This window comes from Pseudomonas sp. NPDC087598, from assembly GCF_044743525.1.
In the GTDB taxonomy this organism is placed as follows: Bacteria; Pseudomonadota; Gammaproteobacteria; order Pseudomonadales; family Pseudomonadaceae; genus Aquipseudomonas.
On record NZ_JBIUWQ010000043.1, the window covers coordinates 1 to 26,106 of the forward strand.

The 26,106-nt window shown below is 60.6% G+C and carries 25 protein-coding genes; 7 read left to right on the forward strand and 18 right to left on the reverse strand.

Annotated features, from left to right (window positions below):
- Positions 1-2,401: ribonuclease E/G (locus ACIOWE_RS21120; RefSeq protein ID WP_401395394.1), on the forward strand; the 2,401-nt coding region annotated here is incomplete at its 5' end.
- 191 nt (positions 2,402-2,592) lie between these two features.
- Here the strand turns inward: ACIOWE_RS21120 and ACIOWE_RS21125 are convergent.
- From ACIOWE_RS21125 to ACIOWE_RS21180, 12 genes are all read right to left on the reverse strand, one after another.
- Positions 2,593-3,189, reverse strand: a complete 597-nt coding sequence (locus ACIOWE_RS21125) for a nucleotidyltransferase family protein (protein ID WP_401395397.1) — start codon at positions 3,187-3,189, stop codon at positions 2,593-2,595.
- A complete protein-coding gene (locus tag ACIOWE_RS21130; protein WP_401395400.1) occupies positions 3,186-4,166 on the reverse strand; it encodes an XdhC family protein in 981 nt (326 codons plus the stop codon). Before ACIOWE_RS21130 ends, ACIOWE_RS21125 begins: the two co-directional genes overlap by 4 nt.
- Entirely contained in the window at positions 4,166-6,487 is a 2,322-nt protein-coding gene (locus ACIOWE_RS21135) for a molybdopterin cofactor-binding domain-containing protein (protein WP_401395403.1), read from the reverse strand. Before ACIOWE_RS21135 ends, ACIOWE_RS21130 begins: the two co-directional genes overlap by 1 nt.
- Positions 6,484-6,954, reverse strand: a complete 471-nt coding sequence (locus tag ACIOWE_RS21140) for a (2Fe-2S)-binding protein (protein ID WP_401395406.1) — start codon at positions 6,952-6,954, stop codon at positions 6,484-6,486. The genes ACIOWE_RS21135 and ACIOWE_RS21140 overlap by 4 nt, the downstream gene beginning before the upstream one ends.
- Before the next feature lie 247 nt (positions 6,955-7,201).
- Positions 7,202-8,221, reverse strand: a complete 1,020-nt coding sequence (murB, locus tag ACIOWE_RS21145) for a UDP-N-acetylmuramate dehydrogenase (protein ID WP_401395409.1) — start codon at positions 8,219-8,221, stop codon at positions 7,202-7,204.
- Entirely contained in the window at positions 8,218-8,682 is a 465-nt protein-coding gene (locus ACIOWE_RS21150; protein WP_103307261.1) for a low molecular weight protein-tyrosine-phosphatase, read from the reverse strand. The genes murB and ACIOWE_RS21150 overlap by 4 nt, the downstream gene beginning before the upstream one ends.
- On the reverse strand, positions 8,682-9,446 hold the full coding sequence (gene kdsB / locus ACIOWE_RS21155; RefSeq protein ID WP_401395412.1) for a 3-deoxy-manno-octulosonate cytidylyltransferase: 765 nt from the start codon (positions 9,444-9,446) through the stop codon (positions 8,682-8,684). Before kdsB ends, ACIOWE_RS21150 begins: the two co-directional genes overlap by 1 nt.
- Positions 9,443-9,628, reverse strand: coding sequence for a Trm112 family protein (locus ACIOWE_RS21160; RefSeq protein WP_003174668.1), 186 nt, complete (start codon positions 9,626-9,628; stop codon positions 9,443-9,445). The genes kdsB and ACIOWE_RS21160 overlap by 4 nt, the downstream gene beginning before the upstream one ends.
- Before the next feature lie 22 nt (positions 9,629-9,650).
- Positions 9,651-10,661 (reverse strand): tetraacyldisaccharide 4'-kinase, encoded by a 1,011-nt coding sequence (gene lpxK / locus ACIOWE_RS21165; RefSeq protein WP_401395415.1) that lies wholly within the window; start codon positions 10,659-10,661, stop codon positions 9,651-9,653.
- Complete coding sequence (locus ACIOWE_RS21170) at positions 10,661-11,089, reverse strand: biopolymer transporter ExbD (protein WP_201237227.1); 429 nt, start codon at positions 11,087-11,089, stop codon at positions 10,661-10,663. Before ACIOWE_RS21170 ends, lpxK begins: the two co-directional genes overlap by 1 nt.
- A complete protein-coding gene (locus ACIOWE_RS21175) occupies positions 11,086-11,721 on the reverse strand; it encodes a MotA/TolQ/ExbB proton channel family protein (protein ID WP_016771007.1) in 636 nt (211 codons plus the stop codon). Before ACIOWE_RS21175 ends, ACIOWE_RS21170 begins: the two co-directional genes overlap by 4 nt.
- 101 nt (positions 11,722-11,822) lie before the next feature.
- Positions 11,823-14,057: a DNA internalization-related competence protein ComEC/Rec2 gene (locus ACIOWE_RS21180; protein WP_401395419.1), complete on the reverse strand. Its 2,235-nt coding sequence runs from the start codon at positions 14,055-14,057 to the stop codon at positions 11,823-11,825.
- Between the two features lie 136 nt (positions 14,058-14,193).
- Between ACIOWE_RS21180 and ACIOWE_RS21185 the strand changes: the two genes are divergently transcribed.
- Positions 14,194-14,712, forward strand: a complete 519-nt coding sequence (locus ACIOWE_RS21185; protein WP_401395422.1) for a DUF2062 domain-containing protein — start codon at positions 14,194-14,196, stop codon at positions 14,710-14,712.
- Between the two features lie 142 nt (positions 14,713-14,854).
- Here ACIOWE_RS21185 and ACIOWE_RS21190 read toward each other — a convergent pair whose 3' ends face one another.
- From ACIOWE_RS21190 to ACIOWE_RS21205, 4 genes are all read right to left on the reverse strand, one after another.
- Complete coding sequence (locus ACIOWE_RS21190) at positions 14,855-15,634, reverse strand: ABC transporter permease (protein WP_201237224.1); 780 nt, start codon at positions 15,632-15,634, stop codon at positions 14,855-14,857.
- Entirely contained in the window at positions 15,631-16,563 is a 933-nt protein-coding gene (locus ACIOWE_RS21195; RefSeq protein ID WP_201231034.1) for an ABC transporter ATP-binding protein, read from the reverse strand. The genes ACIOWE_RS21190 and ACIOWE_RS21195 overlap by 4 nt, the downstream gene beginning before the upstream one ends.
- Before the next feature lie 133 nt (positions 16,564-16,696).
- The gene (locus tag ACIOWE_RS21200) at positions 16,697-17,320 is read right to left on the reverse strand and encodes a glutathione S-transferase family protein (protein WP_401395426.1); all 624 of its coding nucleotides are present in this window, start codon (positions 17,318-17,320) and stop codon (positions 16,697-16,699) included.
- 44 nt (positions 17,321-17,364) lie between these two features.
- Complete coding sequence (locus ACIOWE_RS21205) at positions 17,365-18,024, reverse strand: transglutaminase family protein (RefSeq protein ID WP_401395429.1); 660 nt, start codon at positions 18,022-18,024, stop codon at positions 17,365-17,367.
- A 249-nt stretch (positions 18,025-18,273) separates the two neighbouring features.
- On the opposite strand from ACIOWE_RS21205, the gene ACIOWE_RS21210 reads away from it, so the two are divergent.
- Positions 18,274-20,721, forward strand: coding sequence for an acyl-CoA dehydrogenase (locus tag ACIOWE_RS21210; protein WP_401395432.1), 2,448 nt, complete (start codon positions 18,274-18,276; stop codon positions 20,719-20,721).
- Between the two features lie 88 nt (positions 20,722-20,809).
- Positions 20,810-21,217, forward strand: coding sequence for a PA2817 family protein (locus tag ACIOWE_RS21215; protein ID WP_008087850.1), 408 nt, complete (start codon positions 20,810-20,812; stop codon positions 21,215-21,217).
- Between the two features lie 96 nt (positions 21,218-21,313).
- Here ACIOWE_RS21215 and ACIOWE_RS21220 read toward each other — a convergent pair whose 3' ends face one another.
- On the reverse strand, positions 21,314-22,312 hold the full coding sequence (locus tag ACIOWE_RS21220) for a LysR family transcriptional regulator (protein ID WP_201237219.1): 999 nt from the start codon (positions 22,310-22,312) through the stop codon (positions 21,314-21,316).
- A 90-nt stretch (positions 22,313-22,402) separates the two neighbouring features.
- On the opposite strand from ACIOWE_RS21220, the gene ACIOWE_RS21225 reads away from it, so the two are divergent.
- From ACIOWE_RS21225 to ACIOWE_RS21235, 3 genes are all read left to right on the forward strand, one after another.
- Positions 22,403-23,029 carry an alanyl-tRNA editing protein gene (locus tag ACIOWE_RS21225; RefSeq protein ID WP_201237218.1) on the forward strand — a complete coding sequence of 209 codons (627 nt, stop codon included), beginning with the start codon at positions 22,403-22,405 and terminating at the stop codon, positions 23,027-23,029.
- A gap of 90 nt (positions 23,030-23,119) precedes the next feature.
- The gene (locus tag ACIOWE_RS21230; protein WP_401395437.1) at positions 23,120-23,890 is read left to right on the forward strand and encodes a 2OG-Fe(II) oxygenase; all 771 of its coding nucleotides are present in this window, start codon (positions 23,120-23,122) and stop codon (positions 23,888-23,890) included.
- Position 23,891: 1 nt separating this feature from the next.
- Complete coding sequence (locus ACIOWE_RS21235) at positions 23,892-24,530, forward strand: LysE family translocator (RefSeq protein WP_401395440.1); 639 nt, start codon at positions 23,892-23,894, stop codon at positions 24,528-24,530.
- Positions 24,531-24,584: 54 nt separating this feature from the next.
- Here ACIOWE_RS21235 and ACIOWE_RS21240 read toward each other — a convergent pair whose 3' ends face one another.
- On the reverse strand, positions 24,585-25,946 hold the full coding sequence (locus tag ACIOWE_RS21240; RefSeq protein ID WP_401395443.1) for an MATE family efflux transporter: 1,362 nt from the start codon (positions 25,944-25,946) through the stop codon (positions 24,585-24,587).
- Positions 25,947-26,106 lie beyond the last annotated feature (160 nt).

Consider the following 26,106-nt stretch of genomic DNA (forward strand, 5'->3'; position numbering starts at 1 on the left):
GACCGAAGCCCTGGTGTCCATCGACTTCAACTCGGCGCGCGCCACCACCGGCTGCGCCTTCGATGAAACCGCCCTGCAGACCTACCTTGAAGCCGCCGAAGAAATCTCCCGTCAGTTGCGCCTGCGCGACATCGGCGGCCTGATCGTCATCGACTTCATCGACATGACCGCTGCCTCGAACCAGCGCGCCGTGGAAGAGAAAGTCCGCGAATGCCTGGAAGCCGACCGCGCTCGCGTGCAGATCGGCCGTATCTCGCGCTTTGGCCTGCTGGAAATGTCCCGTCAGCGTCTGCGTCCTTCGCTGGGCGAAAGCAGCGGCATCGTCTGCCCGCGTTGCAACGGCACTGGCATCATCCGTGACGTTGAATCGCTGTCGCTGGCGATCCTGCGTCTGATCGAAGAAGAAGCCCTGAAAGACCGTACCGCCGAAGTTCGCGCACAAGTGCCGATCCCGGTGGCCGCGTTCCTGCTCAACGAAAAACGCAACTCGATCACCAAGATCGAACTGCGCACCCGTGCTCGTATCGTCATACTGCCGAACGATCACCTGGAAACCCCGCACTTCGAAGTTCAGCGTCTGCGTGACGACAGCCCGGAAGCCGCGACCAACCAGTCCAGCTACGAAATCGCTGCTGCCGCTGCCGAAGTCGAGGAAGTCCAGCCAGCCGCTGCGACCCGCACCCTGGTTCGCCAGGAAGCCGCGGTCAAGACCGCTCCGGCCCGTGCCAACGCTCCGGTTCCGACCGAAGCTGCCGCACCTGCCGCCCCAGCACCTGCTCCGGTTGCCGCGCCAGAACCAAGCCTGTTCAAAGGCCTGGTGAAGTCACTGGTCAGCCTGTTCGCTACCAAGGAAGAGCCAGCAGCTCCGGTCGTGGTTGAAAAACCAGCCAGCGAGCGTCCGGCGCGCAACGAAGAGCGTCGCAACGGTCGTCAGCAGAGCCGCAACCGTAACGGTCGCCGCGATGAAGAACGCAAGCCACGCGAAGAACGTGCTCCACGTGAAGAACGTGCCCCACGCGAGCCGCGTGAAGAGCGCGCGCCACGTGAAGTCCGTGAAGTCCGTGAAGTCCGCGAGCCTCGTGAAGCCCGCACCGAAGCACCAGTAGCCCGTGAAGAACGCGCTCCACGTGCCCCGCGTGAAGAACGTGCACCACGCGCTCCGCGTGAAGACCGCAAGCCGCGTGGCGAGCGTGAAGAACGTGTGCGTGAACTGCGCGAACCTTTGGACGCTGCTCCGGTTGCTGCCGCTGCCGCTGCCGTGACTGCTGAAGAGCGTCCGGCCCGTCAGCCACGTGAAGAACGCGCACCGCGTCCGCCGCGTGAAGAGCGTCAACCACGCGCTGAGCAGGCCGCGGCTGCCGTTGCCGAAGAAGAAGTCATCTCTAACGAAGAGCAACTGCCGGAAGACGGTTCGGAGAACGCCGAAGGCGATCGTCCACGTCGTCGCTCCCGCGGCCAGCGTCGTCGCAGCAACCGTCGTGAGCGTCAGCGTGATGCCAACGGCAACGTGATCGAAGGTTCGGAAGAATCCGAGTCCGGCGAAAACGCTGAGGCCCCAAGCACTGCTGAGCTGGCCGCTGGCCTGGCGGTAACCGTCGCTGTTGCCAGCAGCGTGATCAGCGCTCCGGCCGAAGCACAAGCCCACGAGCAAGCCGAACGTGCCACCGCTGCCACGCTGGAAACTGCTCCAGTTGAAACACCGGTTGTTGAAGCTCCGGTTGTTGAAGCAACTACTCCAGTTGAAGTGACTGCCGCTCCAGAAGTTGAAGTGGCTCCGGTTCGCGAAGCACAGTCGCAGTTTGAAGCCTTTGCTCAACCTGCCACTGAGCCTGCTGTAGTCGCCGAAGCACCAGTCGTTGCTGCTGAGTCGGTTGTCGAAACCGTCGCTGAAACCGTGACCGAAACCGTGCGTGAAGTTCGCGAAGAACAAACCGCATTCAACTGGGTTGCCGAGCCAGCCGTCGCTGAAACACCAGCGCCTGCATTCGAAGCGCCAGTGGTTGAAGAAGCCAAGGTTGCCGAACCTGCTCCAGCGCCAGTCGTTGAAGCACCGGTGGTCGAAGCGCCTGTAGTTGCCGAAGCACCAGCCCCGGTGGCTGAGCCAGCTCCGGTCAGCGCCCTGGCGCCAAACGGTCGCGCGCCAAACGATCCACGTGAAGTGCGTCGTCGCAAGCGTGAAGAAGAGCGTCTGGCGAAAGAAGCCGAACTGGCTGCCGCTGCGGCTCCGGTTGCTGCCGAGCCAGCCGTTGTTGCTGAAGTGGTCGAGGCAGCGCCTGCCCCGGTCGCTGAAGAAACCGTGGTTGAGTCGGTCATCGCTGAAGCTCCACGTTCCGTTCAGGACGCGGTAGAGCAACACGAAGAGGCCCAGGAAAAAGAACACGAGCCTAAACCGCTCGTCTGATTCCAGAAGCCAATAAAAAGCCCCGCCCGGTGAAAGCCTGGCGGGGCTTTTTTATACCTCGAATCTCAACACCACCCCCAAACCCTGTGGGAGCGAGCCTGCTCGCGAAAGCGGTGTGCCAGGCAATACTCATGTAGCTGAACCACCGTATTCGCGAGCAGGCTCGCTCCCACAGGGGATGTGTGCAGGGCTCAGGATTGAGGGAAGACCAATGCTTCAGGCACATCGATATCCCACAACACTCCGGGATCATCCACCGCCACCTCAACCACCCGCCCCTGCTTGAACAGCGGCCTCGCCCCGCGATCACCGCTCAACGCGAGCAAGCCTGGAGCAAACGAACGCCCGAACCCTACCGGATGCCCAAACTCGCCATCGTGCACCGGCACGCTCACCGCATCGTCAGCCATTGCCGCCACCACCCGCTCGACACTCGACGGCAAGATAAACGGCATATCCCCCAGCACGATCAGCCAGCCATCGACATCCGGGCACGCCGCCACACCGGCTGCAATGCTGTCGCCCATGCCGGTTGATTCAATGCTGACAATCTCGCAGCCATAGGCCTGTGCCATGCGCATAGCCTGCGGCCGCGCTTCAGTGGTCACCAGCACGCGTTTGTCGAGACTGGCCGGCAGATTGACCAACACCTGCTCGATCACCGAACGCACGGCGCCATCGCGCCCGGTGCAATCGGCCAGCAACTTGTCCTTGTCCACGCCCGCAACCTGGCGAAAGCGGCTGCCCTCGCCCGCTGCCAGCACCACTACGCCGATAGATCGACTCATGCGCCCTCCACTGCTTTCTTCTGTTTCAACTCGACTCCGTTCTTGATCGCGACGATTTCCGCCAGCAAAGACAACGCGATTTCTGCCGGCGAATGACTGCCTATGTGCAAACCGATCGGCCCGTGCAAACGATCAATCGCCTGTACCGACAAGCCTAGCTGAGCCAGATTCTCCCGGCGCTTCTGACTGTTGACCCGCGAGCCCAGTGCGCCGACGTAGAAGGCTGGCGAGTCGAGCGCGGTGAGTAACGCCATGTCGTCCAGACGTGGATCGTGAGTCAGCGCGACAATCGCCGTGCGCTCATCAGTCTGGATACTCAGCACCGCATCATCCGGCATGCCGGGAACGAAACGACCGTGGTGCTCTTCCCAACCGTAGACGAACTCGGTACGCGGATCGCAGATCAGCACTTCGAAATCCAGCAAACGCGCCATGTCCGCCACGTACCGCGACAACTGACCGGCACCGATCAACAGCAGACGCCAGCGCGGGCCATAAATCGCACGCAAGGTCTTGCCGTCGAACTCCAGCGAGTCGGATTTGCTCGCGACCGTCAGCACCACTTCACCGGTTTCGATATTCAGCTCACGGGCAACGATTTCATGGGCTTCGCAACGCGCCAGCAGTTCGGCAACCCAGGCCGGATCAGCGACCCGCTCCTCGGTCAGACGCAATGTGCCACCGCACGGCAAGCCGAAGCGCGCCGCCTCTTCACGTGTGACGCCATAAGTAATCAACTGCACCGGTGGCCCGTCAGCGGTAATCCGTCCGTCGTGCAGGCGGGCAATCAAGTCATCCTCGACACATCCGCCCGACACCGAACCAATCACCACGCCGTCTTCACGCAACGCCAGCATGGCGCCGGGAGCCCGGGGCGCGGTGCCCCAGGTCTGCACCACGCTGAACAGCACCACCCGCTGACCGGCGCGGCGCCATTCGAGTACGCTGCGCAGGACATTGAGATCCGCGCTGTCCATCAGACTCTGGCCTTCTGCCAGCCCTGCAACTGATAGCGCACCGGAAGATTACGGATACGCTGACCGGTGGCCGCGAAGATCGCGTTGCACAGCGCCGGCGCAATCGGCGGCACACCCGGCTCACCGACACCACCCAACGGCACATCGCCCGGCGGCGTCACCAGATGCACCGCGACCTCTTTCGGCGCCAGCGACATGCGCGCGACTTCGTACATATGGAAGTTGTCCTGCTGCACCTTGCCATCCTTGAAGCTGATTTCACCCAGCACCGCATTGCCGAGGCCCATGACACAGGCACCCTCGAACTGCGAACGGATGCGCTCAGGGTTGATCTGCGGCCCGCAATCCACCGCGATGTCCGCCTTGTGCACGATCAGCGTGCCATCGTCCTTGACCTCGACTTCAATGACCGCCGCCACATAGGTGACGAAGCTGTAATGCACCGCCAGCCCCAAGCCGCGCCCCTTGGGCAATTGACGCCCCCAACCGGCAGCCTTGGCCGCGGTTTCCAGCACTGTGCGCATACGCCCGGTGTCGATCGGATAACGCTCGGGAGATTCGCCGTAGTTCCACTCCTCGCTCAGGGTGCGCGGATCGATCTGCCGATCCGGGCCAAGCAGTTTGATCTGGTACTTCAACGGATCAACACCCGCCTTGTGCGCCAGCTCATCGACAAAACTCTGGATCGCAAAACCGTGAGGGATGTTCGACACCGAGCGATACCAGCCGACTCGCGTGTGCACGGTCGCTTCGGGATTTTCCAGGCGCACGTTGGGGATGGCATAAGCCATGTTGGTAAAACCCATGCCCAGCTCGAACGCCGCCTCATGGTTCATGCCCGGGGCAAACAGTGCGGTGATACTTGGCGCGACCGTGCGGTGCAGCCAACCGGACGGCATGCCGTCCTTGCCGACCCCGGCCTTCAGGTATTCGGCGGACACGGTGTGGAAATACGAGTTGTGGATGTCATCTTCGCGCGTCCACTGCACCCGCACTGCTTTGCCCGGGAACTCCTTGGCGAGGATCGCCGCTTCGACGACGAAGTCAGGCTTCGACTTGCGACCGAAACCGCCACCCAGCAGCGTGACATTGAAGGTGACGTTATCGAACGGCAAACCGAGGCGTTCGGCGATCCGCTCACGCGTAACCTGTGGTGCTTGACTCGGCGCCCAGGCTTCGCAAACCCCGTTGTTGTAACGAGCAATGGCGACCATCGGTTCCATAGGCGCCTGCGCCAGATGCGGCAGGTAGTAAGAGGCCTCAAGCGTGCTGGCAGCACCGCTCAAGGCCTTGTCGATATCACCGGTGTTACGCACCACTTTGCCGGGCTTCAGCGATGCGGCTTCCAGTTCCTTGCGATAAGCAATCGAGTCGTAACTGGCGTTCGGGCCATCGTCCCATTCGATCTTCAGCGCCTCGCGCCCCTTGATCGCCGCCCAGGTGTTGCTCGCGACCACCGCGACGCCACCCAAAGGCTGGAATTCCGAAGGCAACGGGCGGTTTTCGATCTGGATTACTTTAAGCACACCGGGCACTTTCAGCGCAGCACTGTCATCCACCGATTTGACCTTGCCGCCGTACACCGCCGGCCGGGCGATGGTCGCGTACAACATGCCGTCGAAATGCACATCGGCACCGTACACCGCACGGCCATTGACGATGTCGTCACCGTCGATGGCTTTGGTGCCTTCCTTGCCGATGTAGCGAAATTCCGACGGCTGCTTGAGCCGCAGACTGTCGCGCGCCGGTACCGACAACGCACTGGCTGCGGCAGCGAGTTCGCCATAACCCAGCTCGCGACCGGACGGTTTATGGATGACTTTGTGCAACTGCGCGTGACACTCGCCCACCGGTACCTTCCACTGTTCCGCCGCCGCTTGCTCAAGCATGGTCCGGGCAGCGGCGCCGCAACGACGCATCGGTTCGTACCAGTGACGCATACTGCGCGAGCCGTCGGTGTCCTGGTTGCCGAAGCGCACTTCATCACCCGGTGCCTGCTGCACTTTGACGTGAGCCCAGTCGGCTTCCAGTTCGTCGGCAACCACCATGGTCAGGCTGGTACGCACGCCCTGACCCATCTCCGAACGGTTGCAGACCACGATCACCGTGCCGTCAGCGGCGATGCTGACGTAGACCTTCGGATCGTCGATCCAGCCGTTGGGCATGCCATCGGCGCCAAACTGCTTCGGCTTGTCCTCGGCCAATGCGTCCTGCCAACCCCAACTTGCCGCCAACACCAGCGCACCGGTGGCGCCGACACCTTTGAGAAAACCGCGGCGGCTCAAATTGCTCAGGGCGAAATCATTCGGCAGGCGGCTCATGCTTTCGCCTCCTTCAGATGAGTGGACGCTTGGCGGATCGCGGTTTTGATCCGGTTGTAAGTGCCGCAACGGCAAATGTTGCCGACCATTGCTTCTTCGATCTGCTCGTCGCTCGGGTTTGGGTTGGTCTTGAGCAGCGCCGTGGCGGACATGATCTGCCCGCCCTGACAGAAACCGCATTGCGCGACAGCCGTGTCGAGCCAGGCTTGCTGGACCACTTGGCCAACGGGATCGGCATGCAGGTTGTCGATAGTGCTGACGTTCTGGCCGACCACCGAGCCGATCGGCGTGATGCAACTGCGCGCGGGCAACCCATCGATATGAATGGTGCAGGCGCCGCACAGGCCCATGCCGCAGCCGAACTTGGTGCCGTTGTAACCGGCGACATCACGAATTGCCCATAACAGCGGCATGTCTTCGGTGACATCGAGGGGAAGGTCTTGACCGTTGAGTTTCAGGGTAATCATGGGCACGCCCGCATATTTTTAGTGGTTATGGGGTCGAGCAATCTGCCGCCGGAAAATCAGCGGTGTGGTTCGCGCAGATCGACTCAGGCTAATGAGGCTCTCTTGTGTCGACGGGAACGTCTGCACCGGGCCTTTGGTGGAGCAAATGACGGTTATCGTTAGCTCGCTACGTTAACCCGCGATTAACAAAAAAGCCCTGCACGTTTTTACCAGTGCAGGGCTTTGGATACAGACCTGAAGCGTAGCCTCAATAACGGTTGGGCTCCATTTCCAGCTCGACATTGAAACGTTCTGCAATGTCTTTCTGGATACGTTGCGCCAGATCGAGCAATTGCAGCCCGGTCGCGCCACCGTAATTGACCAGCACCAGCGCCTGCAATTTATGCACACCCGCATCGGCTTCACGGAAGCCTTTCCAGCCGGCGCGCTCGATCAGCCATCCCGCCGCCAGTTTCATCTGCCCGTCCGGTTGCGCGTAGGCGACCAGATCCGGGTGTTGCGCCTTGATCTGCGCGACCAGTGCCGCCGACACCAACGGATTCTTGAAAAAGCTGCCGGCATTGCCGAGCACCGCCGGGTCCGGCAGTTTTTCACTGCGGATGCTGCAGATTGCGCGGCTGACGTCGGTGGGTGTTGGCTGCTCAATACCCTGCTCGGTCAGGCGCTGACGCACCGGGCCATATTCCAGATGCAAATGAGCGACGCGGTCGAGCTTGAACCGCACCCGCAGAATCAGCCAGCGCCCCGGCTGCTGCTTGAACAGGCTGTCGCGGTAGGCGAAATTGCACTCTTCCAGGCTGAAATCACGCAGCTCGCCAGTCTGGCGATCCAGCGCGGTGAGCCCGGCGAAGACATCCTTGATCTCCACGCCATAGGCGCCAATGTTCTGCATTGGCGCTGCACCGACGGTGCCGGGAATCAGGCTGAGGTTTTCCAACCCGGACAAACCCGCCGCCAGAGTGTGTTGCACAAAGGCATGCCACGGCTCGCCGGCCTCGGCCTCGATCACCACGCGATTGCCGTCATCACTGATCACGCGGATTCCGCGAGTGGCCATGCGCAGCACCAGAGCCGTAATGTCGGCAGTCAGCAACAAGTTGCTGCCACCACCGATCACCAGCAACGGCACATCATGCGCCGCCGCATAGGCCAGCGCTTCGCGCACATCGGCGTCGCTGTGGGCCTCGGCGAACCATTGTGCGTTAACGTCGACGCCAAAACTGTTGAACGGTTTCAGCGAAACCAGCGGTTGCACCTGCAAACTCATAACCGGCCCTTCACTTCGATCAGCAATTGGTCACAAGCGGCTTCAATCAGATCCAGCACCTGCTCGAAGCCCTGATCGCCGTCATAGTACGGATCCGGCACTTCATCGACCAACCCGGCATAGCGGCGCAGGAACAGGTCCAGTTCGGCTTTGCCAGTGGACGGTTGCAGCGCCTTGAGGTTGCGCAGATTGCTGTTGTCCATGGCCAGAATCAGGTCGTAGCTGGCGAAGTCGGCACGGCTGACTTGCTGGGCACGCTGCGCCGACAAATCATAACCACGCAATTTGGCCGCAGCCTGACTGCGCTTGTCCGGTGGATTGCCGACGTGCCAGTCACCGGTGCCGGCAGAAGCCACTTCGACTTGATCCGCCAGCCCTGCTTCACGCAGTTTGTGGCGCAACACGCCTTCGGCGGTGGGCGAACGGCAAATGTTGCCCAGGCACACAAACAGAACCCGCATCAGGCCTCCAGCAGGCGTCGAACGCGCTCAAGGTCTTCGACGGTGTCGACGCCGGTTGGAGGTGCGATCAACGCATCAGCCACATGAATCCGCACGCCGTGCCACAGGGCACGCAGTTGCTCGAGGGATTCGGTGTTTTCCAGCCAGCACGGCCCCCAGCTCACAAAGTCCTGGAGGAAGCCGGCGCGGTAGGCATAAATGCCGATGTGACGACGGTACGGAACGCCTTCGGGCAATTGCTCGCGGTTCTTGGCGAATGCATCGCGGGCCCACGGCAAGGTCGCACGGCTGAATGTCAGTGCCAGACCATTGAGATCGCTGACAACCTTGACCACGTTCGGATTGAACAGGGTTTCGACATCCTCGATCGGCTCGGCCAGGGTGGCCATGCGCGCTTCGGTGTGGGCCGCCAGGTTGGCCGCGACCTGATCGATCACGCTTGGCGGGATCAGCGGCTCGTCGCCCTGCACGTTGACCACGATCGCGTCGGGCTCAAGGCCCAGTTTCGCCGCGACTTCAGCTAGACGATCGGTGCCGGAGTTATGATCTTCACGGGTCAGCACCACTTCGGCGCCAAACCCCTTGCAAGCCTCGACGATGCGCGCATCGTCAGTCGCAACCACCACGCGGGCGGCGCTGCTTTTGCTCGCCTGTTCCCAGACGTGCTGGATCATCGGCTTGCCGGCGATCAACAGCAGCGGTTTGCCCGGCAGGCGGGTCGAGGCGTAACGCGACGGAATGACAACGGTGAAGGCAGTGGTCATTTATCCAGACGCTCGTCGGTGGTCAGGGTGCGGGCTTCACTTTCAAGCATCACCGGGATGCCGTCGCGGATCGGATAGGCCAGACCGGCGCCTTTGCTGATCAGTTCGGTCTTGTCGGCGCTGAGCTTGAGCGGGCCTTTGCAGATCGGGCACGCGAGGATGTCGAGCAATTTGGTGTCCATGAACATTCCCTGGATAAAAGAGTTAAGGCAAAAGCCGATCCGGCAACAGGCGCATCAGCTGCGTGTCGAACCAGGCCACAAAGGCCGGCGACGGCACGGCATCGACCGCCAGATACCACCAGTCGGCAGCCGCGAAGGCACGGCACTTCACCGCGTCCTTTTCGGTCATCACCAATGGCAATGACGGTGTGAAATTCAACGCCTGCACGCTGTATTCGGCGTGGTCGGCAAACGCATGCGGGACGGGTCGCCAGTCTAGCGCTTCGAGGGTATTGAAGAAACGTTGCGGATTGCCGATCCCGGCCACTGCGTGCACGCTCTGCCCCGACGGAAAATGCCCGAGCGACTGGCGCTCGCCGCTGTGCAGATTAACCAGTGCCGTCGGTTGCAGATGGAAAGCGAATCCGTCTTCGCGATCAGCTGTCGCGCCATTGAACAGCACGCCATCGACGCTTTGCAGACGCTCGATCGGCTCACGCAACGGCCCTGCCGGCAGGCAACGTTTATTGCCGAGGCCACGGGCGGCGTCGATCAACACCAGTTCCAGATCCCGCGCGAGGCGGTAATGCTGCATGCCGTCGTCGGACAGAATCAGATCCAGCGGTTCGCTGGCGAGCAAGGCTTTGACGGCTGCGCTGCGATCAGGGTCGATCATCAGCGGCACGCCGGTGCGCTGGACGATCAACAGGGGTTCGTCGCCGGCAATGTCAGCGCTCTGCTCGGCCTCGACCCGCCACGGCAACTGCGGCGGTTTGGCACCGTAACCACGGCTGACCACGCCGACACGCAAACCACTGCGGCGGCAATGCTCGATCAGCCAGAGGATCATCGGCGTCTTGCCGGTACCGCCGACAGTGATGTTGCCGACCACGATCAGCGGCACCGGCGGCTGATAGATCTCGCCTTCGCCATCAAGAAAGCGCTGGCGTTTGCCCACCACGACACGGCGATAGAGCATTTCCAGTGGCCGCAGCAGCGCCAGGGCCGGGTGCCCCTGATACCACGCGGCGAGCAAACGATCGGACAGGCTCATCAGGACTTGGGCGCCGCCTCGACCGTGGTCATGCGCAGATGGCTGAAACCGAGCTTGCCGGCCGCGTCCATGGCGGTGATCACCGATTGATGCTGAGTCTTGCCGTCGGCACTGATCGACAACGGCATGTTGGTATCACCGTTGGATTCTTTCTGCATGGCGTCCATCAAGGTCGCCAGATCGTTTTTCGGCAGAATCTTGTTGTTCACCGAAAACACGCCCTCAGCGCTGATGGCCACGTCGATCTGCTTGAGCTGCTGGTCTTCGGCCGGCGAGCCACTGACGGCTTCCGGCAGATCAACGCGCAACTGGGTTTCGCGGGTGAACGTGGTGGTCACGACAAAAAACAGCAGCAGAATGAACACCACGTCGATCAGCGACGCGAGGTTGATGTCCACTGTTTCCCGAGGTTTGCGACGGAATTTCACGCTTTGCCCTCGGCCAGATCGACGTCACGGTCGCCCTGCACCACTTCAACCAGTTTGATCGCTTCCTGCTCCATGCCGACCACCAGCTCGTCGATGCGCCGTTGCAGGAAACGGTGGAAGAACACCGCCGGAATACCGACCATCAGGCCTGCGGCTGTGGTGATCAGCGCCTTGGAGATACCGCCGGCCAGCACCGAGGCGTTGGTGGTCATGCCGGAACCGGTGAATGCACTGAAAATGTCGATCATGCCCAGCACGGTGCCGAGCAGGCCCAGCAATGGCGCCATCGCGGCGATGGTGCCGAGGGCATTGATGTAGCGCTCGAGTTCGTGGATGACCCGTGCGGCGGCCTCTTCGATGCACTCTTTCATGATCTCGCGACCATGCTTGGAGTTGGCCAGACCGGCAGCGAGGATTTCCCCCAGCGGCGAATTGGCGCGCAATTCCTTGAGTTTCTCTTTATTGAGCTGTTTGTCCTTGATCCAGACCCAGACCTGGCCCAGCAGATGCTCGGGGGTGACGCGACTGGCGCGCAGGGTCCACAGGCGCTCGGCGACAATCGCCATGGCCGCGATGGAACTCAGAATGATCGGCAACATCATCCAGCCGCCGGATTTGACCAATTCCCACACAGTGACAGTCCCCTCGAAAAAGTGCGCCACTTTACCATACCGATCCGCGATCAGGACCCGCCGCCCCGACGACCGTGACGTCGCCTTCACGCACGCCCCGATCAACGGGCCAGTGCGGGCGGATCACGCCAGAAACGCTGCCGTTGACGCATCGTTTGCGGCGGCTCGAAGGTGCCCAGTTGCAAATGAATGGCGCCGTGCTCGGCACTGTCGTAAATGCGCAGGCCCTGCTTGCGGTACCGCGCCAGCACCGTGGGATGCGGATGACCGAACGAGTTGCCGTGCCCTCGGGAAATCAGCACGCCTTGAGGACGCAAGGCCTTGAGCAGCGCCATCGATGATGAACTGCGACTGCCGTGGTGCGGCGCTTGCAGCCAGTGCGTTACGACGGCCAGAGGACTTTCCAGCAAAACGCGCTCGGCCTGCGTGTCGATATCGCCGGTCAATAGCAGGCGCTCGCCCTTGGCCTCGATCTGCAACACGCAGGAACGCTGGTTGCTGTCGTCAGCGTCCGGCCATTGCCAGAGTTGAAAACTGACACCGTCCCATTGCCATTGAGCACCACTTTCACAGGCTTCAGCACTCAGTTCTGCCGGCAGTCCCGGCGGGTCGCCACTGATGACTCGGTTCACCGGGATTCTGCGCGACACTGCCCGCGCGCCACCGGCATGATCGGCGTCGGCATGGCTGAGCAGCATCAGATCCAGCGACTCGACGTTCAGTTTGCGCAAGGCTGGCAGCACCACGCGCTCGCCGATATCGAAATCCCCGAAACGTGGCCCGGCGTCATAGAGCAAGGCGTGATGACGAGTGCGGACCAATATCGCCAGTCCCTGGCCGACATCAAGTTGCCAGATGTCGGCCAGTCCCTCCTCCACCCGCTCGCGCGGCGGCACAACCAGAATCAGCAACAAGGGCCACCCCAACGGACGCAGCGGTACGCCTCGCGGTAATAGCAACAGCACCGCACCGAGACTACCGATTACCCAGACCCATCCGGGAATCGACGCCGGAATCCATGCAGGCCAATGTCCGGCGATCACCGCCAAACCTTGAAACAACCACTCGATCAGACCACCCGCCAGCCACAGCAGTCCTGCGCCGACATACGGCACTGGCAACAACAACGTCCCCAGCAATGCCGGCGGCAACACCACCAGACTGATCCAGGGCACTGCGAGCAAATTCGCCAACGGTCCGCTCAGACTGATCGGCAGGTTCAGCGCCATCAGCACCGGCCCCAAGCCGATTGCAATCAGCCACTGCGCGCGCGTCCAGGTTTGCCACCAGCGCAACGCCCCAAGGCGCCCGCCAAAGGTGAAAATCAACACCGCCACCGCGGTGAACGACAACCAGAAACCGGGGCGTAAACTGGCCAGCGGATCCAGCAACAGCACGCCATTGAAGGCCAGCAACAATGGCCACCACGCCCCAAGATGACGAAAGCGCAAACGCCACAGCAGCACCAGCCCGACCATCACACAGGCGCGCTGCACGGGCACATCGAACCCGGCGAGCAAGCCGTAACCGAGCGCCGCCGCAAACGCCAGACCGCAGGCCCACGGCAACCACGGCCAGCGCAATGGCCACAGCCCATAACGCGCCAATCCGGCGACCAGCAGATACATCACCGCCGCCAACAGACCGATGTGTTGGCCGGAAATCACCAGCAAATGTACGGTGCCGGTGTCCTGCAGAATCTGCCAGTCCTCACGACTGAGTCCCGACCCATCGCCCAGCACCAACGCCGCCAGCGCCCCGGCCCGACCTTGCGCATCCGCCGCCAACAAGCGCTGGCGAATGCCATCGCGCCAGGCCCCGCGCGCGGCGGTCAGACGCTCGCCATCCTTGATCGTGCCGGTTGCGCCGATGCGTTGCGCCAGCAGCCAGGCCTCGTAGTCGAACGCATCAGGATTGAGCAAACCCACCGGACGTTTGAGTTTGACCGCCAGACGCCAGCGCTCGCCGCTGTTGACCGGCGACCCGGCGTACCAGGCCAGACGCATCAATGTCGGCAGTTTTTCGTGACGCGAGCGCGCATCCGCCAATTCGAAGCGCACCACACCATCGCTGTGCTGCGGCAGACCGACCACCCGCCCTTCGACCCAGCGGGTTTCGCCATCCAACCGATTGGGCAATTGGTCATTCAACGCCCATTGCGCGCTGACGCTTGTCCAAGTGAAACCGAACAACAACAGCGCCAACGGATAGCTGCGAAACGGCAACAGCATCAAACCCACGACCGGCAGCAACAGCATCAACCAGACCGGCGGTAACGCCGACATAAAAACCGGAGCCAGCAGACCGACCGCCAGCGCCATCATCCCTGTGCGCATAAGCCCGTCCTTGAGAGTTCCTTCCCTAGGCATAGCGGGTGTCGGGCACGAGCGTCGTCAACAATTGTCACAAAGTCTGAATGGGCGGTTCGTAGAATCCAGACATACTTGCCGCCTTAACCGACCGAGAAGCCTTATGCCCCGGCGCTTATTCAAACGTTACATGCCCGACCCGACGAGCATCAGGGAACACAAATCCTTACGCTTTCTCGGCAAGTTGCTGCATGACCCGAACCTCTGGCACCTCAATCGCCATTCGGTTGCCCGTGCAATGGCGGTCGGATTGTTTGCGGCGTTTTTGCCGATTCCAGCGCAAATGCTGGTGGCTGCCACATTGGCGATCACCGTGCGCGGCAATATGCCGATCGCCGTCAGCCTGGTGTGGCTGACCAACCCGATCACCATGCCGGCGGTGTTTTTCTGTACCTATCAGGCCGGAGCGTGGCTGATGGATGTGCCCGCGCGGCATTTGCCGGATGAGCTGACGTGGGAATGGATCAGCGGCGAACTGTCGACGTTGTGGCAACCGTTTTTGCTGGGTTCGGTGGTGTGCGGGCTGGTGCTCGGCGCCCTCGCCTACTTCGGGGTGATGATGTATTGGCGCTGGTGGGTGGCGCGGCAGTGGGCCCGGCGCAAGAAGAAACGAATGCCTTGAATGCAAAACGGCCTCCGCAGTGGGAGGCCGTTTTTTTTGCAGCGCCGGGATTGGCCCCATCGCGAGCAGGCTCACTCCCACATTGGAACGCATTCTCCTGTAGGAGTGAGCCTGCTCGCGAAGGCCACCACTCGGTATTGGATCAGGTACGCATCCCGCGCCCACTCACCAGCAACCGCGCGCAGCCGAAGTACAACACTACCGTCGCCACCAGCATGAAGGTGATCGCAATACCGATGCGAATATCCGACACACCCAGAATGCCGTAACGGAAAGCGTTGACCATGTGCAGCACCGGGTTGGCCAGCGACACGGTCTGCCAGAACGGCGGCAGCAAGGTGATCGAATAGAACACGCCACCCAGGTAGGTCAACGGCGTCAGCACGAAGGTCGGGATGATCGAGATGTCATCGAAGTTGCGCGCAAACACAGCGTTGATGAAGCCCAGCAGCGAGAAGATTGTCGCTGTCAGCACGACCACCAGAATGGTTACGCCCAGGTGATGCACCTGCAAATGGGTGAAGAACAGCGACAGAATCGTCACGATCACGCCGACCATCAAGCCGCGCAACACGCCGCCACAGACGTAGCCGATCAGTATCGTGTGCGGCGACACCGGCGAAACCATCAGCTCTTCAATCGAGCGCTGGAACTTGCTGCCAAAGAAGCTCGAGACCACGTTGCCGTAGGAGTTGGTGATCACCGACATCATGATCAACCCCGGCACGATGTACTCCATGTAGGTGAAGCCACCCATGTCGCCGATCTGCCGACCGATCAGGTTGCCGAAGATCACGAAGTACAGAACCATGGTGATCGCCGGCGGCAGCAGGGTCTGCGGCCAGATCCGCGTGAAGCGTTTGACCTCGCGGTAAACGATGGTTTGCAGCGCGACGAGGTTGGGACCGAACTCGGAACTCATACCGCCACCTTCGACAGATTTTTCTCCACCAGGGACACGAACAGCTCCTCAAGGCGATTGGTTTTGTTACGCAGGCTCAACACTTCGATGTTCTGCTGCGCCAACTGGGTGAACAACGCCGTGATGCCCATGGATTTGTCGACCTGGACTTCGAGGGTATGGCTGTCGATCAACCGGGCCGGGTAGCCGAGCAATTGTGGCGCCGCGTTCAAGTCGTTTTTCAGGTCCAGCAGGAAGGTTTCCACGTGCAACTGGCCCAGCAGTTGTTTCATGCTGGTGTTCTCGACAATGGTGCCGTGGTCGATGATGCCGATGTTGCGGCACAGCTGCTCAGCCTCTTCCAGATAATGCGTGGTGAGGATGATGGTGATGCCTTTCTGGTTCAGTTCGGTGAGGAACGTCCACATCGAACGGCGCAGCTCGATATCCACCCCGGCCGTCGGTTCGTCGAGGATCAACAGACGCGGTTCGTGCACCAGTGCGCGGGCGATCATCAGACGACGCTTCATGCCGCCGGACAGCGAACGCGACGGCACATCGCGCTTGTCCCACAGACCGAGCTGAGTCAGGTACTGCTCGGCGCGTTCCTTGGCGATCTTCGCCGGAATGCCGTAGTAACCGGCCTGGGTCACGACGATGTCGAAAGTTTTTTCGAACTGATTGAAGTTGAATTCCTGGGGCACCACGCCAATCGAGCGCTTGAGCGCTGCCGGGTTCTTGTCCAGGTCATTGCCGAAGATATTCACCGTACCGCTGGTCTTGTTGACCAGGGTGGAGAGAATGCCGATGGTCGTGGATTTGCCGGCACCGTTAGGGCCGAGCAAGGCGAAAAAGTCACCTTCGGCGACGTCCAGATCGATACCACTCAAGGCCTGGAACCCGTTGCCGTAGGTTTTGGTTAGCTGCCGGATGGACAGAGCGGAACTCATATCTGATTTACGCACCATGAAGGAAAGGAAGGGATAAACAAGGGCGGGCGGCGAGGGAGACAACCGCGGCGCATGAGCGCAATGGTGCTTGGCCTCGCCGCACAAGTACAGTCAAGTGTGTCGATAGTTATTATCAAGTCAACGCGGTCATGACCGCTTTTTGATACGCCGCACGCCGCTTCAGCCGCTCGTACCAGGCTTGCAAGTGCGGTTGCGGGGCGCGCTCGATGGGCATCTCGAACCAGGCATAAATGAAACTGCCGAGGGGAATGTCGCCCATGCCGATTTCGTCGCCGGACAAGTATGGCTGACTGGCCAGGGCCTGATCGGCCATGCTCAGCAACTCGTTGCACTCTTTGATTGCGGCGTTGATCGCCGGCCAGTCCTGCTTGTCGGCCGGGGTGCGCAGAACGCCCCAGAACACGGTGCGAAAAGGACCGGCAAAACTTGAGGTGGTCCAGTCCATCCACTTGTCAGCGATGGCCCGGGCTTGCGGGTCCGCTGGATACCACGCGGTGTTCGACGCATGTCTGGCCAGCAGATAGCGGACGATGGCGTTGGATTCCCAGAGCACAAAACCGTCGTCTTCGATGACCGGAACCCGCCCGTTCGGGTTCATCGCCCGGTACTCGGGCGTGTCGACCACACCGAACGCACCACCGGCATCGATCGCCTCGTAGGCCACGCCAAGTTCCTCGGCGGCCCACAGGGGTTTCCTGACATTCGATGAGTTTTTACGTCCCCAGATCTTCAGCATGACCGCCTCTTTTCAAATCAAGTGGCCAAGCAGCATACGCCGGATCAACGGCCGCCGACATCACTGCGCATGTCACCCGACAGCGGCGTCTGTTGATCGTTGAACAGGTGCGGATAGCATTTTTGCAGATGCCCGAAGAACAAGGTTTCCGGTACATCGGCGAACTGGCCGTGATCGACCAGGTACTCCATCAGCAGCGCACCATCGCTGTTGTACGGGTGGAAAACGCTGTCGTGAATACCGTCGAATTCCAGCGGCGCAACGTTGAACATTGCGCAGAGCTTCTGGTTGAACGCGGGTGTGGCTTTTACCCAGCGCCCCTTCAGAAACAGCTCGGTGTAACCGTGCATGGCGAACACTTCGCTCCTCAGCAACTCCAGCAGACGCGGTGTCGACAGGTGATTTTTCACGTCCGCCAGACCGATGCGCGCCGGGATCCCGCAATGCCGCGCACAAGCGGCCAGCAGTGTGGCTTTAGGCACGCAATAACTCTCACCCGCCGCCAGCGCGTAGCTGCCGCGCAGGGTTTGCGGGTCGCGGCTGAAGGTGTACATGTTGTAACGCACCGCCTCGCGCACGGCGTAATACAGATTGATCGCCTGCTCGAGCGGATCGCGACTGGCACCACGATGTTGTTCGGCGAACTCCACCACCGCCGGGTGGTCACTATCGATGAAGCGGCCGGGACTCAGATACTCGCGCATGACGACAGATCTCCTGGGTGAGTCCCGAGTCTAGCGACAGCTCAAGCACAGAGATAACGACGTTTCGGCCAAACTTGGACGCAAAGACGCGGGATCAGCGAACGATTTCCCACACGTGTTGCCCACCGAACCTACGAAAACCATCCGGGGTTTCCCACGATTTCAATCACCATGCTCTGACCACCCGGTTTTGCAGATGCCGTCTAAGCTCTGGAGGGTCGATTTGCCTTGGTTCACGGAGGACTGAATATGCTGTTGTTGTGGATACTGGTTTTGTTCATTGGTGTGGCGTACCTCGCCCACCGGCGTATCGCCCCGCTGCCCGCGCTGGGCATCGTTGCCGTTTATCTGCTGGCGATGGGGATTTTCAGTCACGCGCCGGGCTGGCTGCTGCTGATTTTCTGGGTCGTGCTGGCGGTGGTCGCCGCACCGTTGCTGCTGCCTGACCTGCGCCGCAAACATTTCACCGCGCCTCTGTTCAACTGGTTCCAGAAAACCCTGCCGCCGATGTCGCAGACCGAACGCGATGCAATCGATGCCGGCACGGTGTGGTGGGACGGTGAACTGTTCAGTGGCCGGCCGGACTGGGACAAGCTGCTGTCCTATCCCAAGGCGCAATTGAGTGAAGAGGAACAGGCCTTTATTGATGGCCCGACCGAAGAACTCTGCGCGATGGTCACTGACTGGCAGATCGGCCAGTCAATGGATTTGCCGCCCGAAGCATGGACCCATATCAAGGAACACGGCTTTTTCGCCCTGATCATTCCAAAGGAATTCGGCGGCAAAGGTTTCTCGGCCTACGCCCACTCGCAAGTGGCAATGAAACTCGCGACCCGCAGCGGCGACCTTGCCTCCACTGTCATGGTCCCCAACTCCCTGGGCCCGGCCGAACTGCTCCTGCACTACGGCACCGACGAACAACGCAATCACTACCTGCCGCGTCTGGCTCGCGGCGATGATATTCCGTGTTTCGCCCTCACCGGCCCGCTCGCCGGTTCCGATGCCGGTGCGATGCCCGACACCGGGATTATCTGCAAAGGTCAGTGGGAAGGTCAGGAAGTCATTGGCCTGCGCCTGAACTGGGAAAAACGCTACATCACCCTTGGCCCGGTAGCGACGCTGCTCGGCCTCGCGTTCAAGGCCTATGACCCCGATCACTTGCTGGGTGACAAGGAAGACCTCGGCATCAGCCTCGCGCTGATCCCGACCGACACCGACGGCGTGGAAATCGGCCGTCGTCACCTGCCATTGGGCGCTGCCTTCATGAACGGCCCGAACTCCGGCAAGGACGTGTTCATCCCGCTGGACTTCCTCATCGGCGGCCAGGAAATGCTCGGCAAAGGCTGGATGATGCTGATGAACTGCCTGTCGGTCGGGCGTTCGATCTCACTCCCGGCCGTTGGCACCGGTGCGGCCAAATTCACCAGTCTGGTCACCGGGCAGTACGCGCAGATTCGTGAGCAGTTCAACGTACCGTTGTCAGCCTTCGAAGGGATTCAGGAAGCGATGGCGCGCATCGGCGGCAACGCCTGGATGATGGACGCCGCCCGCATGCTGACCGCCAACGCGGTGGACCTGGGCGAAAAACCGTCGGTGTTGTCGGCGATCCTCAAGTACCACCTCACCGAACGCGGTCGCGAGTGCATCAGCCACGCCATGGACGTTCATGGCGGCAAGGCGATCATCATGGGCCCGAACAACTATCTGGGGCGCAGCTGGAACGGTGCGCCGATCTTTATCACCGTGGAAGGCGCGAACATTCTCTCGCGTAACCTGATGATCTTCGGTCAGGGCGCGATTCGTTGCCATCCATTCGTGCTCAAGGAAATGGCGCTGGCCGGGCGTGAAGACAAGGATCAGGCGCTCAAAGAGTTCGACGGCCTGCTACTCAAGCACATCGGTTTTGCCGTCAGCAACGCTGCCAGCACGCTGGTGCTGAACCTCGGTTTCGGTCACTTCGAACATGCGCCGGGGGACAAGATCAGTCAGGGCTACTTCCGCGCACTCAATCGTCAGGCTGCGGCCTTCGCCATGCTGGCCGACTTCAGCATGATGCTGCTGGGTGGCGAGCTGAAACGCCGTGAACGTCTTTCGGCGCGTCTGGGTGATGTGCTGAGCAACCTGTATCTGGCGTCCGCTGCGCTCAAGCGTTATCACGATCTCGATTCGCCGGCTTACATGGAACCGTTGTTTCGCTGGGCGATGGAAGAAAGCCTCGGCCAATCGGAGCGCGCACTGGATGAATTGCTGAGCAACTTCCCGAACAAGGTGTTCGGCTGTCTGTTGCGGGTGATCGTGTTTCCGTTCGGTCGTCGGCACAAAGGACCATCGGACAAACTCGGTGCCGAAGTGGCTGGCGTGATCGGACGGGCCAAAGGCGATCCGGCACTGGAAGAGTTGCTCGCCGGCTGCTATCGCCCGCAATCGCCAGACGATGCGGTGGGTGCGCTGCAACATGCCAGCGATCTGCTGAACGCTGCGCAACCGCTGCATAAAAAACTGCACACCTCGCTGAAAAGCGGTCAGGTCAAACCGGTCGCCGGTGAGCACGCCATCGACGCGGCGCTGGAGGCCGGGGTGTTGCAACCCGGCGAAGCGCAGAGCCTGCGCGATGCCGAAGCGGCGCGGCGCAAGGTGATTGATGTCGATGACTTCGACAAAGAGGAGCTGAAACAGGCGGAGGGTAAAGTCCGCTGATCCCGACAGCCACGTAGCTGTTATTTGTGAAAAATGGGCGCGGGAGCTTTATACTCCTGCGCCCGTTTTGCTCTTGAGGACTTATCTCGTGTCCAACGTCGTTGCCGATCATCTGGTTTTGCTCGACCATTTGCGCAGTATCCTGGTCGCCGTAGGTGAGGCCGAACAGGTTCCCGAAGAAAGCCATGCCTTGTTCCTGGAGCGCTTCGACGAACTGCTGGCGTCCCTGCCGATCGATCCGATCGAAAGCCAATACCTGGGCCAGGACATCCTGACTCAAGTGATTACCCGTTACCCGCAAATTGCTCACCTGATCCCACGGGATCTGCTGTGGTTCTTCGCTGGCGACTGCCTGCATTACCTGTCCGATGAAGAGATCGACATGTATCAGGCACTGGAAGAACGCCGCTACGAAGCCGAACAGAACGATGAGCCGTTCGACTGGAATCAGGAAAAACAACTGCTGGCGATGTCCGCCCAGGACAGCAAGCACTGATTTTTCAGGTCTGAAGATCAAAAGATCGCAGCCTTCGGCAACTCCTACACGTTTTGTATTCCATGTAGGAGCTGCCGAAGGCTGCGATCTTTTGCTTTAAAGCAGCCCCTCACTTTCCGGCAATTCATACGCCATCGCGGCGTTGATCACGCCACCCGACTTTCCCGGTTTGCTCAGGGTCGGTTCTTTCTCCAGACACTCCACCAGATAATCGATAAACACCCGCAACTTCGGTGGCAGATAACGCGTCGGCGAATGCAGCAACCAGAGCCCGCCGTGGTAGGAAGCCAGAAACGTCCAGTCGGGTAGCACCTGCACCACCAACTTCTGCTCCAGCGCATAGCGCGCCGTGAAATACGGCAGGCTGCCAATACCGATGTGCTGTAACACCGCGCCCAGACGCACGCCGGTGTGGTTGGCGGCATACCGACCGCGCACGCCAACCGTCACCGCTTTGCTGCCCTTTTTGAATTTCCAGCGCGCATCGCTCGGGGTTTCGCCCAGATAGATGCAGCTGTGATTGAGCAAATCATGTGGGTGAGTCGGCGTGCCATGTTCGGCCAGGTATTGCGGGGTAGCACAGAGCAAATGATCGATGGTCAGCAACTGGCGACCGACCAGCCCGGCCGGAGGCCGATCAGTAATGCGGATCGCCAGATCGACATGATCGTCGATCAGATCGACCTGCCGATCCTCGAGGAGCAACTCGACATCGACCTTGGGATAACGGCGCAAAAATTCAGGCATATGCGGATGAATGACAAAACGCCCCACTGCTTTCGGCACACTGACCCGCACCAGTCCTTCGGCTTCATGGGTGAATTGGCCACTGATCTCCATCACTGACTTGGCCGCACTGACCATCTCCTGACAGCGCTTGAATACTTCTTCGCCACCATCACTCAGGCGCAGCTTGCGCGTGGTGCGCTGGAGTAAGCGCGTGGCCAGGGCTTTTTCCAATCGCGAAATGCTGCGACTCACCGCCGATGGCGAAGATCCGAGCTGCCGTGCCGCCTCAGAAAAGCTGCCGGTCTCCACGACCTTGACGAAAATCGCCATCTCGCCGAGCAGGGGTAGCGGGAGATTTATGCTCACAGCGCACAAGTCCTTTGATGTTTGAACGGATTATCACGTTATTACACGATTCATATAATAAAAATAGAAACTTTAATAAGGGCATGGAATATGACGCTTCGCCTCTTTTTCCATAGTGATGACCTCAAGGCCAATGTGGAAGTCCTCGACTGCACGCCCCACGAGAACGAATTTGCCGTAGTGCTGCGCGCCACACTGTTTCATCCGCAAGGTGGCGGCCAACCCTGTGATACCGGCTGGATCGGCGAAAGCCAGGTACTGCGCGTCGTCCAGGAACCGGATCGGATAGTCCATTTCGTCGACCGTCCGGTGAAACTCGGTATGACCATGATCCGCATTGATGAACAGCGCCGCTGCTTCAACACGCGCATGCACTCGGCCGGGCACCTGATCGGCCATTTCGTACAAGCGCTGGGCTGGACGCCGATCAAAGCGCATCACTGGCCGGACGAAGGCCGGGTGCAATTCAAGCCGGGTGACGCCGCTCAGGAAGTTGACGCTCACACCGTTCAACACGGCATCAGTGAGTGGATCGAACACGATCTGCCGCGCCTGACCTCGCTGCGCGAAGGCGCGCGGGAAATCGGCTTCGGTGAACTCCCGGCCTACGGCTGCGGCGGCACCCATGTACGTAGCCTGAAGGATCTTGGCACAGTCACGATCGCGTCCCTTTCGCAGAAGAAAGGCACGTTATCCGTCCACTACAGCGTGGATTGAGCATTTCGGACGCTGTCTTGCGCAGCGTCCGGCGCCGGGGGAACCGCGCTCGCCGGTTCCGTTGACTATCGATAGATGGACCTAAATAACATGATGCTAGACGTCGAGCGTCTCGATGAGACGTGCATAAAAAAACTGGCCAACGAAGAAGTCCTCGCCATCCGCGTCAAAGGCTTTTTGCCCGAACCGCTGGCGATCCAGATTGGCGACAAGATTCTCGCTCCAGGCTTTGAGGGCTACATCAACGCACCGAGTATCGGCCGCATCGGCATGGCGTTTTATGAGGCGGAAAACCAGCCGCTGTTGATCGAGGATTACTTCGAGCGCGCCACCAGCAACATCGCCGAGTTGCGAAATCGCTGTGCGCCCTACTCTTCGCCGGTCGACACGCTGCGCTGCATGCTCGACGAATCCTGGCCGGCCGGTGCGCATCTGGAAAACCTCTACGGACGCAAAATGTATGTCGGCCTGTCACGCGTGGTGAAACCCGGCGTGTGCTTCCTCGCCCATCACGACATTTTCGCCAAGGACGCGCCGGAGAGCTTTCAGGCGCGCAGCCTCGAAGCGCAGTTCGCCTGCAACGTCTACCTGAACATGCCCTCCGAGGGCGGCGCGTTGCAAATGTGGGACGACGACATTACCCCGGATCAGTTCGACGAAATGCGCGGCGACAGTTACGGCATCGACCCGGCGCTGCTCGGCCCGCCCACCCTGGAAGTGCGGCCCGAACCCGGCGACTTCATCATGTTCAATTCGCGCTGCATGCACTCGGTGACGCCGGGTGTGGCGGATCCGCGCCTGAGCCTGTCCTTCTTTGTCGGCTATCGCGGCAATGCTTCACCCCTGACTTTCTGGAGCTGAGATGTTATCGAATTACCTGGGCGAGTTTCTGGCGCTGGCCACCATTCATTTCCTCGCTGTGGTCGCTCCCGGCCCGGACTTCGCCGTGACCATTCGCCAAAGCGTACGCTTCGGCCGACTGGTGGGAATCTGCACGGCGCTGGGCATCGGCGCTGGGATTTCCGTGCACGTTCTCTATACGCTGCTCGGCGTCGGCGCATTGATGCACACCACCCCATGGTTGCTGACGGTCGCCAAGGTCATTGGCGGCGCCTACATCCTGTATCTGGGCGTCAGCCTGTTGCGCAGCAAACCGAAATCGACACTCGAAGGTGACAAAAGTAGCGACGCGCCATTGGCCGAACAAACTCTGTTCAAAGCCTTCAGCACCGGTTTTCTGACCAATGCCACCAACCCCAAAGCCACGCTGTTTTTCCTGGCGATCTTCACCACGATCATCAGCGCCACTACGCCGCTGCAGATCCAGGCGCTCTATGGCTTGTGGATGTGCTTTGTGAACGCATTGTGGTTCGTGATCGTCGCACTGTTTTTCTCCAGCAACAAAGTGCGCTTGCTGTTCATGCGCATGGGCCACTGGTTCGAACGCACGATGGGTGTGGTGCTGATTCTGTTTGCCGGTCGACTGATGCTGTCCTGGTAATTTGCCCCGCAACGCAGAAGGCCCGCCGACTTTCATCGGCGGGCCTTTTTCGTTTCAACTGCCGGTCGCCAGCCTGACTCGACTGCTATGGATAAACCGCGCACCCATCAATACGGTTGCCAACGTCAGCGCGGTGATCAGCCCTGACCAGATGCCTTGCGGTCCCCATTCCAGGCCAAACGCCAATCCGACACCGAGCGGTACGCCCACTCCCCAATAGCAAAAGACCGCGATCCACATGGGGATGCGAGTATCCTGCAAACCGCGCAACGCGCCGGCGGACAACATCTGCAAGCCGTCGGGAAACTGCAACGCTGCGGCATACAACAACAGCGTCGAGGCCAATGCGGTCACGGCAATGTCCGAACTGTACAAATTGGCAATCGCTTCATTGCCCAACAACAGAATCAGCACCGACGCACTCTGGGCCGCGAGGACGATGACACACCCCGCCCATGCGGCCTGCCGGACACCCTTGAAATCACCGCGCCCCAGCGCATGTCCGACGCGTACGGTAGTCGCCTCCGCCACGGCCACCGGGATCATGAAACACAACTGAGCCAGGTTCACCGCAATCTGATGCGCCGCAAGAAAAGTCGATCCCAGCCGCCCAATCAACAACGAAGTGACAATAAACAGACTGCCCTGCATCAGAATGGCAATGCCAATCGGCATGCCAGTCCTCAACAAATCAGCGATTGCCGCACGGCATGGCGGATCGAAGCGGGCAAACAACTGCAAATGCGCGAGACGCTTGCCGTACCAGAGATACCCGGCAAACAGCAGTGCCTGAAGCCACATCATCACCGCCGATGCGATGCCCAAGCCTTGCGCGCCCAACTCGGGGAAACCGAGCTTGCCGTTGGTCAGCACATACCCCAGAGGCGCCAGAATCAACAGCCCGCCGAAGCTGAAAATCATCGTCGGGCGCATCCAGTGCATCCCTTCGCATAAATAGCGCATGCAGAAAAACAACGTCAGCGCCGGACTCCCCCAGCGCACCGCGTGCAAAAAGGCCTGCGCCCCGGGAATCATCTCCTCGGCGATCCCGGCAGGCGCCAACAGCACGGGCGCAATACTCAGGAAGACAAACATCAGCAGGCCCATCAACAACGCCAGCCACAAAGCCTGGCGAAAAATCGGCCCAACCTCGGACAGACGATCAGCGCCAGACAAGCGCGCCACCGATGCAGTCAACGCGATCAACGTGCCGATCGGCACCAGCATCGGCAGCCACAGCAGCGCGGTGCCCAGCGTCACCGCGGCCAAAGTGTCTGTGCCGTGATTGCCGGCGATGAGATTGTCGACGAAGGCAATCAATCCGGCACAGACGTGCCCCACGACCAACGGCAGCGCCAGAAGCGCCGTTGCACGAACCTCGGGCAGCGCGCCACGAGATGTAGATATCAATGACATTAAGGGAAGATCCTGACAGGCGATAGACGGGATCGGCCACGGGAGCCGACGACGGGATCGTTATCCCAGAATCAACCTTGCGCTGGCTGTCAGACGCTTCCGGATTTTTCGGTTTCGCTGTAGGAGATTTGTAACAGCGGGCAGAAACACAAAAAACGCA